General features: G+C 68.4%; 10 protein-coding genes. All 10 read left to right on the top strand.

Annotated elements, in window-relative coordinates; translation table 11 throughout:
• The first annotated feature begins 94 nt into the window (after positions 1-94).
• The 10 genes from topA (at position 95) to AB0J09_RS00895 (ending at position 13,397) form a co-directional block, all read left to right on the top strand.
• Positions 95-2,779 carry a type I DNA topoisomerase gene (gene topA, locus AB0J09_RS00940; protein WP_360683077.1) on the top strand — a complete coding sequence of 895 codons (2,685 nt, stop codon included), beginning with the start codon at positions 95-97 and terminating at the stop codon, positions 2,777-2,779.
• A gap of 61 nt (positions 2,780-2,840) precedes the next feature.
• The gene (locus AB0J09_RS00935; RefSeq protein WP_360683075.1) at positions 2,841-4,049 is read left to right on the top strand and encodes a metallophosphoesterase; all 1,209 of its coding nucleotides are present in this window, start codon (positions 2,841-2,843) and stop codon (positions 4,047-4,049) included.
• Between the two features lie 74 nt (positions 4,050-4,123).
• Entirely contained in the window at positions 4,124-4,669 is a 546-nt protein-coding gene (locus AB0J09_RS00930) for a helix-turn-helix domain-containing protein (protein ID WP_360683073.1), read from the top strand.
• A gap of 132 nt (positions 4,670-4,801) precedes the next feature.
• Positions 4,802-6,862 (top strand): dTMP kinase, encoded by a 2,061-nt coding sequence (tmk, locus tag AB0J09_RS00925; protein WP_360683071.1) that lies wholly within the window; start codon positions 4,802-4,804, stop codon positions 6,860-6,862.
• A gap of 99 nt (positions 6,863-6,961) precedes the next feature.
• Positions 6,962-8,134, top strand: coding sequence for a DNA polymerase III subunit delta' (locus AB0J09_RS00920; RefSeq protein WP_360683069.1), 1,173 nt, complete (start codon positions 6,962-6,964; stop codon positions 8,132-8,134).
• 100 nt (positions 8,135-8,234) lie between these two features.
• On the top strand, positions 8,235-8,762 hold the full coding sequence (locus tag AB0J09_RS00915; protein ID WP_360683067.1) for a SigE family RNA polymerase sigma factor: 528 nt from the start codon (positions 8,235-8,237) through the stop codon (positions 8,760-8,762).
• A complete protein-coding gene (locus AB0J09_RS00910; RefSeq protein WP_360683065.1) occupies positions 8,759-9,799 on the top strand; it encodes a permease-like cell division protein FtsX in 1,041 nt (346 codons plus the stop codon). Before AB0J09_RS00915 ends, AB0J09_RS00910 begins: the two co-directional genes overlap by 4 nt.
• Before the next feature lie 101 nt (positions 9,800-9,900).
• Positions 9,901-10,728 carry a regulatory iron-sulfur-containing complex subunit RicT gene (gene ricT, locus AB0J09_RS00905; RefSeq protein WP_360683129.1) on the top strand — a complete coding sequence of 276 codons (828 nt, stop codon included), beginning with the start codon at positions 9,901-9,903 and terminating at the stop codon, positions 10,726-10,728.
• A gap of 129 nt (positions 10,729-10,857) precedes the next feature.
• Positions 10,858-11,139: a hypothetical protein gene (locus AB0J09_RS00900; protein WP_360683063.1), complete on the top strand. Its 282-nt coding sequence runs from the start codon at positions 10,858-10,860 to the stop codon at positions 11,137-11,139.
• Between the two features lie 20 nt (positions 11,140-11,159).
• Positions 11,160-13,397, top strand: coding sequence for an FxsB family cyclophane-forming radical SAM/SPASM peptide maturase (locus tag AB0J09_RS00895; RefSeq protein WP_360683061.1), 2,238 nt, complete (start codon positions 11,160-11,162; stop codon positions 13,395-13,397).
• Positions 13,398-13,542: the final 145 nt, after the last annotated feature.

The following is a 13,542-nucleotide window of genomic DNA, read 5'->3' as shown; positions in this document are numbered from 1 at the left end:
GGGGAAGGAAATTTCCGCGAGTCGGGTTACCTTTCAGTCTGTGCCGACTCCCGGCAGGGGGATTTTGCAAGCGAACAGCGAGGTAGGAAGCAGCGTGCCAGCCAAGAACGGCAGCGCCGGCGGAACACGCCTGGTGATCGTCGAGTCGCCGGCCAAGGCGAAGACGATCGCGGGGTACCTCGGGCGCGGCTACATCGTCGAATCGAGCATCGGCCACATCCGCGACCTGCCGGAGAAGGCCGACGACATCCCCGAGAAGTACAAGGGCGCGCCGTGGGCGCGACTCGGGGTCAACGTCGAGCACGAGTTCGAGCCGCTGTACGTCGTCAACCCCGACAAACGGTCGCAGGTCAACAAGCTGCGGCAGTTGCTCAAGGACGCTGACGAGCTCTATCTGGCCACCGACGAGGACCGCGAGGGCGAGGCCATCGCCTGGCATCTGCGCGAGGTGCTCAAGCCCAAGGTCCCCGTGCACCGCATGGTGTTCCACGAGATCACCCCCCAGGCCATCCAGGATGCCGTGGCCAACCCGCGCGACCTCAACCTCCGCCTCGTGGATGCCCAGGAGACGCGGCGCATCCTCGACCGCCTCTACGGCTACGAGGTCAGCCCGGTCCTGTGGAAGAAGGTCAAGCCCCGCCTGTCCGCAGGTCGCGTGCAGTCGGTGGCGACGAGGCTGGTGGTGGAGCGGGAGCGGGAGCGCATGGCGTTCACGTCTGCTCACTACTGGGACCTGCAGGCGCTCTTCGACACGAACAAGCCCGAGGAGCGGCCGCGCGACTTCACGGCGACGCTGACCGGGGTAAACGGCAAGCGGGTGGCGCAGGGCCGCGACTTCGCCAGCACGGGGCAGCTGAAGAACGCCGACGTGCTCCACCTTTCCGAGGCCGCCGCGGGCGAACTGGCCGGCAGGCTGAGGGATTCGTCGTTCGCGGTCAAGTCCGTCGAGCGCAAGCCGTACACGCGTAAGCCCTATGCGCCGTTCCGGACGACCACATTGCAGCAGGAGGCCAGCCGGAAGCTGGGGTTCTCCGCGAAATACACGATGCAGGTGGCGCAGCGGCTTTATGAGAATGGATTCATCACCTACATGCGTACCGACAGCATCACGCTGTCGGAGACCGCCGTGGCGGCCGCGCGTTCGCAGGCGATCAAGCTGTACGGCGCCGCGTACGTGCCCGACAAGCCGCGCGTCTACAGCAGCAAGGTGAAGAGCGCGCAGGAGGCGCACGAGGCGATCCGGCCGTCGGGTGAGGAGTTCCGCACGCCGGGCGAGACCGGGCTGTCGGGCGACATGTTCCGGCTGTACGAGCTGATCTGGCAGCGGACGGTCTCCTCGCAGATGAAGGACGCGGTCGGCGAGTCGGTCACGGTCAAGGTGAGCGGCAGGTCGTCGTCGGGCGAGGACGTCGAGTTCAGCGCCTCCGGCCGGACGATCACGTTCTACGGGTTCCTCAAGGCGTACGTCGAGGGGGCCGACGATCCCTCGACCGACCGTGACGACTCCGAGAAGCGGCTGCCCAACCTGGAGGAAGGCGACGCGCTGAGCGTCAGCAGGCTCGACGTGGCGGGCCACTCGACCAAGCCGCCCGCGCGTTACACCGAGGCGTCGCTGGTCAAGGAGCTGGAGGACCGGGAGATCGGGCGGCCTTCGACGTACGCCTCGATCATCGGGACCATCCTCGACCGCGGCTACGTGTTCAAGAAGGGCACGGCGCTGGTGCCGTCGTTCCTGGCGTTCGCCGTGGTCAACCTGCTCGAGCAGCACTTCGGCAACCTGGTCGACTACGACTTCACGGCCGAGATGGAGAAGGTGCTCGACGACATCGCCAACGACCGGGCCGAGCGCGTGCCGGAGCTGCAGCGCTTCTACTACGGTTCCGACGGCGACGAGGGGCTGAAGGAGATGGTCACCGACCTCGGTGACATCGACGCCAAGGAGATCAGCTCGTTCCCGGTCAAGGGCACGGACATCGTCCTGCGGGTCGGACGGTACGGCCCGTACCTGGACAGGGACGGCGCGCGGGTCAACGTGCCCGAGGACATGACGCCCGACGAGCTGACGGCGGAGAAGGCCGAGGAGCTTTTCTCGCGGCCGACGGGCGACCGGCAGCTCGGGCACGACCCGGTGACCGGCAACATGATCGTGGCCAAGGACGGCCGGTACGGGCCGTACGTGACGGAGGTCCTGCCCGAGGCGCCCGAGGAGGAGACGCCCAAGAAGCGGACGAAGAAGGCCGACGCTCCCAAGCCGCGCACCAGCTCGCTGTTCAAGACGATGTCGCTGGACACCATCACGCTGGAGGACGCGCTCAAGCTGCTGACGATCCCCAGGCCCGTGGGCGAGCTGGAGGGCGAGGAGGTCGTGGCGTACAACGGGAAGTTCGGCCCATACCTGAAGAAGGGGACGGACTCCCGGTCGCTGGCTTCGGAAGAAGACCTGCTGACCGTCACGATCGACCAGGCCAAGGAGCTGTTCGCGCAGCCCAAGCAGCGCGGGCGGCGGGCCGCCGCGGCGGCGCCGTTGCGCGAGCTGGGCGACGACCCCAACTCCAAGAAGCCCATTGTGGTGAAGGAAGGGCGGTTCGGGCCCTACGTGACCGACGGCGAGACGAACGCGTCGCTGCGCAAGGGCGACACGGTCGAGGACATCACGACCGAGCGGGCGGCCGAGCTGCTGGCCGAGCGGCGTGAGCGGGCGCCGGCGCCCAAGAAGACGACCGCCAGGAAGGCGCCCGCGAAGAAGCCCGCGGCGAAGAAGCCGGCGGCCAAGTCGTAAGTGCACATTCCGCCACTTCCGGCGGCCGCCGGACGCGACCGCCGGAAGTAGCATCGATGACGTGATCGTCTTGGTGTTCGCGGGCTTGATCCTGCTTGCGCACTTTTATCTGTGGCATCGGATGGTGCGCTCCACGACCGGCCCTGGGCGGCTGCGCAAGGCGCTGACCTGGGGCGTGGTGGGTCTGACCGCCCTTGTCGTGGCCACGTTCGCAGGCACCCGGATGGAGTTCGGTCACTGGCTGGCCTGGCCCGGATACATCTGGCTGGCCCTGATGTTCTACCTGCTCGTCTTCCTCGTGGTGCTGGAGGTGCCGCGGGCGGTGGCCGCGCTCTTCGTGCGCAAGGCCGAGCGGCAGGCGACGCCCGAGCCGGAGCCGGTGCCGGCCATGGCGGGCGGCCCGGCGCTTCCCGAGCCCGCACCCGAGGCGCCCCCGATGAGCAGGAGGCTCTTTCTGGGGCGGGCCACCGCCACCGTCGCGGGGGTGGGGGCGCTGAGCACGGTCGGCTACGGCATGACGAGCGCCCTCGGCGACCCCGTGATCGAACGGGTGAAGGTGGCGCTGCCGAAGCTGGATCCGCGGCTCAGCGGCCTGCGGTTCGCCGTGGTGAGCGACATCCACCTGGGACCGCTGACCGGCAGGGGACACACCGAGCGGATCGTTCGCATGATCAACGGGCTTGAGGCCGACGTGGTGGCGATCGTGGGGGACCTGGTGGACGGGTCGGTCGCCCAGCTGGGCGCGCTGGCGCAGCCGCTGAAGAGCCTTGAGTCCCGCTATGGGTCATATTTCGTGACCGGTAACCATGAGTACTTCGCCCCCAGCGGGCCCTTGGAATGGATCGAGGAGCTCGACCAGCTCGGCGTACGCTCGCTGCGAAACGAGCGCGTGGAGATCAGGCACCAGGGCGCCGTGCTCGACCTGGCCGGGGTGAACGACCTCAACGGTGAGTCCGCGGGCGACGGCCCCGACTTCGACAAGGCGCTGGGCGGCCGGGACACCAGCCGCTCCACCGTGCTGCTCGCGCACCAGCCGGTGCAAGTGGAACAGGCCGCCCGTCACGGCGTCGACCTGCAGTTGTCAGGGCACACGCACGGCGGGCAGATCGCGCCGTTCAACCTGGTGGTGGGGCTGCAGCAGCCTGTGGTCTCCGGTCTGGCCACGGTCGACGGGGTGCAGGTATACGTCAGCAGGGGCGCGGGGTTCTGGGGCCCGCCCGTACGCGTCGGGGCGCCGCCGGAGATCACGATGCTGGAGTTGCGTATCTGACTTTCCGCCATCCAGTAGCCACGGGCTGTCATCGTGGCGTAGAGTATCCGACCGGATACTGATCGGAGGTGGGCATGGTCTCTTCGCCGATGGAGGCGGCGCACGCCGCCTTCTGGGCCAAGCGGGGCGGGCTGCTGTTCAAGCAGGCCAGGGATGCGGCGAGCATGAACCAGCGGGCCCTGGCCAGCGTGAGCGGCACGTCGAGGACCACACTGTCGGCCTATGAGCACGGCAGGAAGTCGCCGACGCTCGAGACCGCGGGGCGCATTCTCGACGCGGCGGGGTTCCAGCTGGCGCTGGAGGCGAAGGTCGACTTCACGGCCCGGGTGAGCGAGGGGCGGACGTTCTACGTGCCGAGCCGGTTGCGGAGGCTGCCGGTCGGGGCCGCGCTGGGTGTCGTGCGGCTCCGGGATCAGCTTTACGACCTGGCCGACCGGGACGCGCGCCGGACCGCCTACACCCTGCTGCTGTGCGAGGGTGGGCCCCAGGAGCTGCTCGATCACGTGGACGGGGTGCTGCTCGTCGAGCTGTGGGGCGAGCTGGTGCTGCCCGCGGCCATCCGCGCGGAGTGGGGGCCATTGGTGGAAGAGTCCCGGCATGAGGCCGGAGTTATGAATTGATGATGCTTTCCGGGGCCCATTCGAGGTGTGTAGCCTGCGCGCGAGCCCGCGGACGTAATACCCTCAGCCACGAGCCAGCCCGGAATATCCGGCTCGTCTGTTGTCCGCCCACTTCCTGGATACGCTGAAATCATGACTGCCCTTGGCCGACGCCACCCCTCCCACGTGCTGGCCAATGCGCCGTTCCGACGGCTGTGGATGGCCATGTCGGTGTGCAGTCTGGGCGACTGGCTGAACATCCTGGCTCTGACCGCCCTGGCCGCCAACATCACGCAGGGCGACTACCGTGTGCAGTCACTGGCCGTCGGCGGCGTGTTCATCGCCAAGATGTTGCCTGCTGTGCTGCTCGGGCCGCTCGCGGGCGTCTTCGCCGACCGGTTCGACCGGCGGCTGACGATGTTCGTGGCCGATCTGGCCCGGTTCGCCGTGGTGCTGTCGATCCCGCTGATCTACAGCTTCCAGTGGGTGATCAGCTACCAGTGGGTGATCATCGCGACCATCCTGGTCGAGTGCATCAACCTGTTCTGGGTCCCGGCCAAGGAAGCCACCGTGCCCAACCTGGTGCCCAAGGAGCAGCTCGAGTCGGCCAACCGGCTCAACCTGCTGGTCACGTATGGCACCGCGCCGGTCGCGGCCATGCTGTTCGCGGCGCTGTCGGTGGTGGGCGACGCGTTCAAGGACCTGATGCCGTTCGCGTCCGGCAGCGACGCGACGGGGCTGGCGCTGATCGTCAACGCCTGTGCTTACCTCGTCTCGGCCTTCCTGATCTTCACGCTGCGTGGCATTCCCAAGCGCGACGGCGCGATCTCCGCGCCTTCCGTGCTCAAGCAGATCGTCGAGGGCTGGCGGTACGTCGGCCGCAACCGGCTGGTGCGCGGGCTGATCATCGGCATGCTGGGCGCGTTCGCGGCGGGCGGGGCCGTGGTCGGGGTCGCGAAGATCTACGTGGGGGCGCTCGGCGGCGGCGACGCGGCCTACGGCGTGGTGTTCGGCGCGGTGTTCTCCGGCATGGCGCTGGGCATGTTCTTCGGGCTCAGGCTGCTCCGCGAGCTGTCGCGGCGGCGGCTGTTCGGCCTGGCCATCACGGTCGCGGGGCTGGTGCTCGTGGCCACCGCGCTGGTGCACAACCTGGTGATCGTGGTCATGCTGACCGTGCTGCTCGGGGCTTGCGCGGGCATCGCCTGGATCATCGGCTACACGTTGATCGGGCTCGAGGTCGAAGACGGGCTGCGCGGCCGTACGTTCTCGTTCCTTCAGTCCACGGCGCGGGTGACGTTGCTGCTGGTGGTCGCCGTGGCCAACCCGCTGGCGGCGATCTTCGGCGTGCACGTGCTCCGGATGGGCGAGTTCGCCTACCGGTTCGACGGCTCCAACCTGGTGCTGGTGATCGGCGGGGCGCTCGCGATGGTCGTGGGCATCCTGGCACTGCGGCACATGGACGACAGGAAGGGCGTCCCCCTGTCGGCCGACCTGATCGCGACCGTGCGGGGCGAGCGGTTCACGGCGGAGGCGGCCGAGCAGGCTCCCGGGCTGTTCGTGGCGTTCGAGGGCGGCGAGGGGTCGGGCAAGACGACCCAGTCGCGGCTGATCGCCATCTGGCTGCGTGACCAGGGTTTCGACGTGGTGCAGACGCGCGAGCCGGGCTCGACCAAGGTCGGGATGCGGCTGCGGGCGATCCTGCTCGACGCGGCCGAGCGCGGGCTGTCGGCGCGGGCCGAGGCGCTGCTCTATGCCGCCGACCGGGCCGAGCACGTGGAGAAGGTGATCCGTCCCGCGCTCTACCGGGGCTCGCTCGTGATCACCGACCGCTACGTCGACTCCTCCCTGGCCTACCAGGGGGCGGGGCGGGCGCTCGACCCCAAGGACGTGTCCAAGATCAACGCTTGGGCCACCGGCGGGCTGGTGCCGCATCTGACCGTGCTCATCGACACGCCTCCCCAGGTGGGGCTGACCCGGCTGGGCGGGGCCGCCGACCGGATCGAGGCGGAGCCGCTGGAGTTCCACGAGCGGGTGCGCAAGGAGTTCCGCGCGCTGGCGGCGGCGGCGCCCGAGCGTTACCTCGTGGTGGACGGCACGCTGGCGCCCGAGGTGATCACCCGCCAGATCCAGGACCGGATCCGCGAGATCCTGCCGGACCCGGTGCCGCAGGAGTCTGAGGACGCCACGGGCACGATGCCCGCCATCCGCGACTAGCCGATCGTGCCGGTTCGCCGGTAGGGCGGCATCACGGGGTGACGGTGGTGCGCTTGCAGTGCGGGCGTGGGGGCCGCGATGTGCGGCTAGCCTTACGTCGTGGCAGTTTTCGATGACCTCGTCGGGCAGGACCAGGCGGTAGCCGTGCTGTCGCGGGCCGCGGCGGCGGCCGGAGAGGTCGTCGGGGGCGGGCGCGGCGCGGGCATGACCCACGCGTGGCTGTTCACCGGGCCGCCGGGCTCGGGCAGGGAGGACGCCGCCCGTGCCTTCGCCGCGGCGCTGCTGTGCCCCGATGGGGGTTGTGGCCACTGCGACCAGTGCCACCAGGTGTTCATCGGCTCGCATCCCGACCTGGAGTCCGTACGCCCCGAGGGCCTGTCCTACAGCGTCAAGCAGACCCGCGAGCTCATCCTGCGGGCGGCCGGGGCGCCGACACAGGGGCGGTGGCGGGTCATCCTGTTCGAGGACGCCGACCGGGCCACTGAGTCCGCCGCGAACGCCCTGCTCAAAGCCATCGAGGAGCCGCCGCCCCGTACGGTGTGGCTGCTGTGCGCGCCGGCTCCGGACGACTTGATGATCACCATCAGGTCGCGCTGCCGGGTGGTCAACCTGACCACCCCCGCCACGGAGGCCGTCGCCCACGTGCTGGCCACGCGCGACAGCGTGCCGCCAGACGTGGCCAGGTTCGCCGCCAGGGCCGCCCAGGGCCACATCAGCAGGGCGCGGGCGCTGGCGCTGGACGAGGGCGTCAGGCGGCGTCGTGAGGCGGTGCTGAGCATTCCACGCTCGCTGACCGGGGTGGGAGAGTGTGTCTCGGCGGCCGAGCGGCTGGTGAAGACGGCGGAGGAGGAAGCCGCCGCGGCCACGGCCCTGCTCAACGAGAGCGAGACCGCCGAGCTGCGCAAGATCTACGGCGAGGGGTCCACCGGCAAGGGCCTCAACCGGGGGTTGGTACGCGGCGGGGCCGGGGCCCTGAAGGAGCTGGAGGACCGGCAGAAGTCGCGGGCCACGCGGATCAAGCGCGATTCGCTGGACTCGGCGCTGCTGGAGCTGGTGTCGTTCTATCGGGACGTGCTGGCCATGCAGTTCGGGGCCGGCGTCGAGCTGGCCAACGACGACCTCTGCTTCGATCTCGACCAGCTGGCCAAGGCGTCCACGCCGGAGGAGACCTTGCGGCGGATCGACGCGATCATGCAGTGCCGGGAACGGCTGGCAGTGAACGTCAATCCGCAGATGGCGGTCGAGGCGATGATGCTGGCGCTGCGTCCCTGATCCACGCCTGGAGCGCTAGGCTGCCCCGGTTGATCACACTCCAGCGCAAGATGGCAGGGTGACGCGAGCAGCAGATGAGGCCGTGGGGCGTCTCTGATATGTGGAAGTCGAACTGCTCACCCAACAAGAGGCGCTGGCGCGGCAGCGGGTAGACGTGGCGTCGATCTTCGCTGAGCACCACGTGGGCCTCGTCCGGCTGGCCCTGATCATGGTCGGTGATCAGGCGACCGCCGAAGACGTCCTTCAGGAGGCGTTCGCGCGCACTCACGCCGGTCGCGGCCGGTTGCGGGATGCCGACAAGGCGCTGGCCTATGTGCGCTCGGCGGTGCTCAACGGGTGCCGGTCCGTGCTGCGCAGGCGGGCGACGGTGTTCCGGCGCGCGGTGCCGTACGAGCCGCCTGTCTGGTCGGCGGAGAGCGCCGCGCTGATGGGCGAGGAGCGGCGCGAGGTGCTGCTGGCCCTGCGCGAGCTGCCGCGCAGGCAGCGTGAGGCGCTGACGCTGCGCTACTACTTCGACCTGTCCGACCAGGAGATCGCCGAAACCATGGGGATCGGCGCGAGCACGACCAGGTCCACAATCGCGCGAGGGCTGGCGGCCCTCGGTAGGGCGCTTGGGGAGGATTCATGACCAGCCGGGTGGAAGACAGACTGCGTGAGGCCCTCGTCGAGACGGGGGCGACGGTCGACACAAGCACGCTCAGGCCGTTGCGGGCATCGCAGAGGGGGCGGTTCCGGGTGGACTTCCGGCTGGTGACGGCGGCGGTCGTGGTGCTCGCGGGGGCGGCGACCGCCGTGTGGCTGGGCGGTCCAGGCGGCGGTGAGGACCGCGCGGTGGCCGCAAATCCGGCGCTCGCCAAGAGCACGGACATGGCCGTCTTCCTGTGTACGAAGTCGGCTCCGAAGGAGACGAAGTGCCAGGGACGCGACGTCAGCCGTGAGGAGACGGAGGCGGTCGAGCGGACGCTGAGGGAGTTGCCGCAGGTCGAGGCCATGTTCTTCATGGACCAGGTGGCCACCTACGAGAAGTTCCGGGTCAGGTTCGCGCACAACAAGGCACTGCTGGATACGGTCAAGCCCACCGACCTGCCGACGTCGGTCAGGTTGAAGATCAAGAAGGGGGCTGACCCGAAGGAGGTGGAGAAGGCGCTTCGGGGGATGTCCGGCGTGCTGGGCGCCATGGAGCAAGCTCCTCCTCCGGCCGATCCGCAGAAGCCGCTGATCAGCGTGTTCCTCTGCGCCAAAGCATCCCCCATGCCGACGTGTGGTGCCGAGCGCGAGTCCCTTGGGAAGGGCGACTTCAAGCTCACGAAGGACGGGAAGGCGGCGACTGCCGCCCAGAAGCAGGCCATCGCGAAGACGATCAAGGCCATGCTTGGGGTCAAGGAGGTCGTCTTCGAGGACCAGGCGGCGGCGTACGAGAACTTCCGGCGCTTGTACCGGGACAACAAGACGCTCCTCCGGGCCACCAAGGTGACGGACATGCCGGAATCCTTCAGAGTGACGATGAAGCCCGAGGCAGAGTGGGCCCCGGTGGTCAGCAAGCTGGAGCGGCAACCTGGGGTGAGTCAGGTCTTCTACGCCCCATGTTTCGCCGATGACAGCGAGTTGCGCACCGCCTATGGGTTGTCCCTGCCGGACGACAAGGTGTGCCCGGTAGGCAAGTGATCCGGCTCCGGCCCTCACCCCAGGCGCGCGGACACACGTAATGTGTCAGGGAAGGCCGTTGGACCCCTAGGCCGTCAGGAGGCGAGCGCGAGCCCATGGGAATGATCATGGCCGTGAGCTTCACCCGCTACGGGAGGCTCTACTACCTCGATCCCGGTGCGCACAGCCCGAAGGTGGGCGACAAGGTGCTCGTGCCGACCGACTCGGGCCCCGAGGTGGCGGAGTGCGTGTGGGCGCCGCAGTACACGAGCGAGGACATCGACGGGCTACCGGTGTGCGCGGGCCTCGCGGCCGAGGAGCATCTCGCCCGCGACGAGGCCAACAAGCGGCGCAGGGCCGAGGCGCGCAGCGTGTCCAAACGGCTGATCAAACGGCACACGCTGCCGATGAAGGTCGTCGGGATCGACTACCTCGACGAGGAGAACATCTACACGGTCTATTTCTCGGCCCCGCACCGGGTGGACTTCCGTGCCCTGGTACGCGATCTCGCCCGTAACCTCCGGGCCAGGGTCGAGCTGCGGCAGATCGGGCCGAGGGATGAGGCGCGGCTGCAGGGCGGCATCGGCCCCTGCGGCCGTGACCTGTGCTGCGCCACGTTCCTGAAGGACTTCGAGCCGGTCTCGGTGCGGATGGCCAAGGATCAGGACCTTCCTGTCAATCCACTGCGGATCGCGGGGGCGTGCGGGCGGCTCATGTGCTGTCTCAAGTACGAGCACCCCCTGTACCAGGAGTTCCGGGCCTCGGCTCCCCGGGTGGGGGCGAGCGTGGAGACCCCTCAGGGAGCGGGGACCGTGGTGGGGCACAACGTGCCGTCGGACTCCGTGGTGGTGCGGCTCAACGACGGGGGGCGGCGGTGCGCGTGCTCGAAGGCCAGCGTGTGTTCGCCACGCAAACAGCACGATGCGATGTACGGTGACGGACCGTCATAGTCCGATAGCGAAGATCGATGCGTGTAGCGACCTAACTGGACGTTAAGCCACAATGACCGTCAATTGTCGCTAAAGTAACTCGCGCATTTGCTTGCCGGAGGTCAGCCGGGCGAGGACAATGAGGGGTTCATGGTGGCGTCCTGGCGTGTCGTGGCCGCCGCGTTGCTCGGGGACACTTTATTTCATGACACAATTGCTCTGCTCAATACCCAGCACGCTGCAGGAACGGTGAAGATGGTCACGTTCGAGGATGGGGAGTTGATCTCGGAGCTGAGGGATCTCCGTGATGTTCCCTTTGTGAATATGGGAACGCCAGAGGACCGCATGGTCGACGAGATTTTGCGGCGTGTTGTGCCTGTTTGTGGGGAAATGCCTGTCGTGCCCGTTGCGGCCTTCCAGAACTCCATCTAATTCTGGAACGGCTGAGTCCGGTGATCACGCCTTTTCGACAGTTTGTACTAAAAGTACATAGTCGATGTGATCTGGCGTGCAACCACTGTTATGTGTATGAACATGCTGATCAGAGTTGGCGTAGCCGTCCCAAGGTCATATCCCCCCGCACCGTCGATCGCGTCGCGTCGCGCATAGCGGAGCACGTGACGCGGCACGGCCTGGAGCAGATCGACGTCGTGCTGCACGGCGGGGAGCCGCTGCTGGCCGGGCACGAGCGCCTCGCCGAGATCGCCGAGACGCTCCGCACCGCGCTCGACGGCCACTGCCGTCTCGGGCTGCACATCCAGACCAACGGCGTGCGCCTCGACGACCGGTTCTGCGAGGTGTTCGAAGAGCAGCGGATCAGTGTGGGCGTGTCACTCGACGGCGACAGGGCGGCCAACGACCGGCACCGCGTCTACGCCTCGGGCCGGAGCAGCTACGACCAGGCCATTCAGGCCGTTGAGCGGCTGCGGACGCGACCCGAGCTCTATGCGGGCCTGCTCTGCACGGTGGACGTGGCCAATGATCCGATCGCGGTGTACGAAGCATTGATCGATCTGCGGCCGCCTCGGATCGACTTCCTACTTCCCTACGCGACCTGGGACACCCCGCCGGAGCGCCCCTCCGAGACGGCCTATGCCGACTGGCTGATCTCGATCTTCGATCGCTGGGACGCCGACGGGAGGCCCGCGTCGGTGCGGCTGTTCGAGTCGATCATCCGTACGACTCGGGGAGAGGCGAGCTTGACGGAGGCGGTCGGGCTCGAGCCGAGCACGATGATCGTCATTGACACCGACGGCTCGTACGAACTGGTCGACTCGCTCAAGGTGGCATACGACGGCGCCCCGGCCACCGGCTACAACGTCTTTCGGCACCCCCTGGACGAGGTGGCGGCGCATCCGGGGGTCGTCGCCAGGCAGCGAGGGCTGGAGGGTCTGTCGGCCACCTGCCGGGAGTGCCCCATCGTCGACAGCTGCGGGGGCGGGCTATACACCCACAGGTTCCGGGCAGGGTCGTTCGACAACCCCAGCGTCTACTGCGCAGACCTGTTCAAACTGGTGTCTCACATCCAGGACAGGACGAAGATGTCCTCGCACGCGATTCCGTACGCCTCCCTCGACTCGCTCGCCACCGGCTTCGGCAACGCCGACGACATCGGGCGGCTGGTGGACGCGCAGCGCAGCGTGCGCCGTGCGCTGATCGCGGCGCTGCGCCCGAAGGCCGCCGGCGCCGTGTGGGAGCTATTCGCCCGGCTCGACCGGGACCACCGCGACGAGCTGGAGACGGTGCTCGCGCACCCGTACGTCCGGGTTTGGGCGGTCGGATGCCTGCAGGGTGAGAGCTCGGTGACGTACCTGGCCAACGTCGCGGCCGCCGCGATGATCCGCTCGGGCCAGGACGTGACGCTGCCGGTCGCGGTCACCGACCACGCCGTCTACCTGCCGACCGTCGGCACGCTGCATGGCGTCGAGGGTGACGTCGTCACCCTGGTCGTGCGGAGAGGCCGGATCACGGTGGCGACGGGCGCGACGCCCGAGTGGCGGGCCGTCCGCACGGTCAGCAGCGGGGACTATTCGCTCGTGCTCGAGGACGCCGACTCCCACCGCGACTGTCATCAGTGGCCCGCGGCCGGGAGGCTGAGCGAGGACGAGGCCGCCGCGTGGCAGGAGTCGTTCGAGCAGGCCTGGCAGCTCATCGAGAAGGAATACCCCCAGTACGCACAGGGCCTGCGCGGCGGCCTCACCACCCTGACCCCGCTGGCGCCGGCTCCCGACGGCCGAGACGTGAGCTCGACCGCCCGCCACGCCTTCGGAGCCATCGCGGCGGCCCTGCCGGCCGATCCCGCGACGCTGGCGATGCTGCTCATTCACGAGTTCCAGCACGTCAAGCTGGGAGCGGTGTTCGATCTTTTCGATCTGTTCGACCGATCTCACACCAGGCTCTACCACGCGCCGTGGCGGCAGGACCTCCGGCCGCTGGAGGGGCTGCTCCAGGGGACGTACGCGCACATCGGGGTGACGGACTTCTGGAGAACGCGCCGTCATGCCGTACGGGGTGCCGCCCGGGACAAGGCGGAGGAGGAGTTCACCCGCTGGTGCGGGCACACTGTCGCGGCCACCGACACATTGGCCGCCTCGGGAGCGCTGACCCCGGTGGGCGAGAGGTTCGTCGCCCGGATGAGGGAAACGGTCGTGTCGTGGCAGAAGGGCGAGGAGATTCCCCTGCCGGGCTGAGCTCCTCGATCTGCGCGCCAGGGTTTGTGACGGACCGAATACCGCTATTTCTGGAAGAGCCCGAAATGGCGAAAACTCGGGCTTGTCGTTTGGGGATCGGACGACGCCAAGTGTGGACATAGTGCGAAGTAGACAGTCTTCGTGG

Source organism: Nonomuraea sp. NPDC049784 (genome assembly GCF_040659615.1).
GTDB lineage: Bacteria > Actinomycetota > Actinomycetes > Streptosporangiales > Streptosporangiaceae > Nonomuraea.
The sequence above is the reverse complement of the archived record's forward strand: the minus strand, read 5'-3'. Positions and strand labels throughout refer to the sequence as shown.